3 protein-coding genes are annotated in these 1,633 nt (G+C 39.3%); 1 reads left to right on the forward strand and 2 read right to left on the reverse strand.

Annotation, left to right across the window (positions count from 1 at the left end; translation table 11 throughout):
- Positions 1-112: 112 nt before the first annotated feature.
- Both ADI76_RS07480 and ADI76_RS07485 read right to left on the reverse strand, forming a co-directional pair.
- Complete coding sequence (locus tag ADI76_RS07480) at positions 113-745, reverse strand: DUF421 domain-containing protein (protein WP_049515494.1); 633 nt, start codon at positions 743-745, stop codon at positions 113-115.
- Positions 742-1,194 (reverse strand): DUF3290 family protein, encoded by a 453-nt coding sequence (locus ADI76_RS07485; RefSeq protein ID WP_049515495.1) that lies wholly within the window; start codon positions 1,192-1,194, stop codon positions 742-744. The genes ADI76_RS07480 and ADI76_RS07485 overlap by 4 nt, the downstream gene beginning before the upstream one ends.
- 135 nt (positions 1,195-1,329) lie before the next feature.
- Between ADI76_RS07485 and ADI76_RS07490 the strand changes: the two genes are divergently transcribed.
- Positions 1,330-1,633: endonuclease/exonuclease/phosphatase family protein (locus ADI76_RS07490; RefSeq protein ID WP_049515498.1), on the forward strand; the 304-nt coding region annotated here is incomplete at its 3' end.

The following is a 1,633-nucleotide window of genomic DNA, read 5'->3' on the forward strand; positions in this document are numbered from 1 at the left end:
TAAGTCATGGAACTTCGTAGAAGTTCGCTGACGTCCGTACTCACCTAAGGAAAGTTTTTAAGACTATTTTGTATTCAATTTGAGATTGGACAGGCTCGCCCAATCTCTTCTTCTAATAAGTCACAACATTGATTTTTCCTTTGTCATACTCAGCAATGAAAATATCCAAAACGTTGTCATAGCCTTCTTTTTCCAATTCAGCTAGCAACCACTCTTCACTTTTCCCAATTGTTTCCAAAATTTCAAGCTGAACCACACCATCCGTAATGATTGGGTATTTAGGATTTTCATCCCCCGCACGGACAACGATCATTTGACCGTTTTGTTCAATGACAGCTCGTTTCACTCCCTTTAATTGGAAAATTCCTTGTGAACGCAATTTCAAGGCAACGTCTGAAGCAGAAAGTCCCTTGGATCGACAAGCTTCCGGATCAAGCTTCCCATTTTTGATAATGACAGTTGGTTTGCCATCGATCAAGTGCTTCATAAAACGGACATTGGTATTGAGCCATTTTAAGAGTAAGATCAAAATAGTCCACATCAAGAGAATCACAATGTATTGAAGAATAGTAATGGAGCTATTGTAGATGACCCCACCAATAATTCCCCCAAGAACAAAGTTCTGTATCTGGTCTACTGCAGAACTTGGTGCTAAGTTTCCTTTCCCGGTCACATTGATTACAAATACCAAGGAAATCAAGCCGATAGCTAATTTAATCAAAATGGCTAAAAAATCTACTGTCATTTGTTCACCTCCACAAGTTCCACGTCTGTTTTATACAGATCCATCTTTTCTAATAGGTAGCTATCTGGGTCAGAGCCTTCGATAGCTCGGTAATAAACCTCTCCAACCTTCAGGATCGCCCCATCTGTGGCTGCTGAAGTATTGACATAGACATCTTCTTTTTTGACATCCAACTCCTTTGAGATGACCTCAATAAAATGGAGTGAGCGTTGGAACTGATCATTATTACTTTGGCTATTTTGGAAATTGCTGATACTGATCAAGACCACTGCAACCAGAGTCAAAATCGAGATAATGGATAATTCACGGAATTTGCTATCGTGCTTCTCCCGATAAGCTTTCACCGCAAAAAAACCAGTCAGTAGAATGAGCAAACCAGAGATCCCAATAGTCACCCAATTTTGCTGGCTGATCTGACTCAATACATAGTCATAAGAGTAAAATTTCATAATGAACTCCCTTTCTCCAAATGAATTCAAGCTATTATAATAGATTTCAGGGGAGAATTCAAGGCATTCTAATCAGAAAAAAATATATTTTTTGTTATAATAAAATTATCTATCATGTCAAGAAAAGGAAATACAATGAAACTCATTTCATGGAATATCGACTCGCTTAATGCTGCATTAACTAGTGATTCAGCACGCGCCAAACTCTCTCAAGAAGTCCTCCAAACCTTGGTTTCTGAGGATGCAGATATCATTGCCATTCAAGAAACCAAGTTATCCGCCAAAGGTCCTACTAAAAAACACCTCGAAATCCTTGAGGAGCTCTTCCCTCAATATGAAAACACTTGGCGCTCTTCTCAAGAGCCAGCTCGCAAAGGCTACGCTGGAACCATGTTCCTCTATAAAAAAGAGCTTACTCCAGTTGTGACTTTCCCAGAGA

It is taken from the genome of Streptococcus parasanguinis, assembly GCF_001074805.1.
Lineage (GTDB): Bacteria > Bacillota > Bacilli > Lactobacillales > Streptococcaceae > Streptococcus > Streptococcus parasanguinis_A.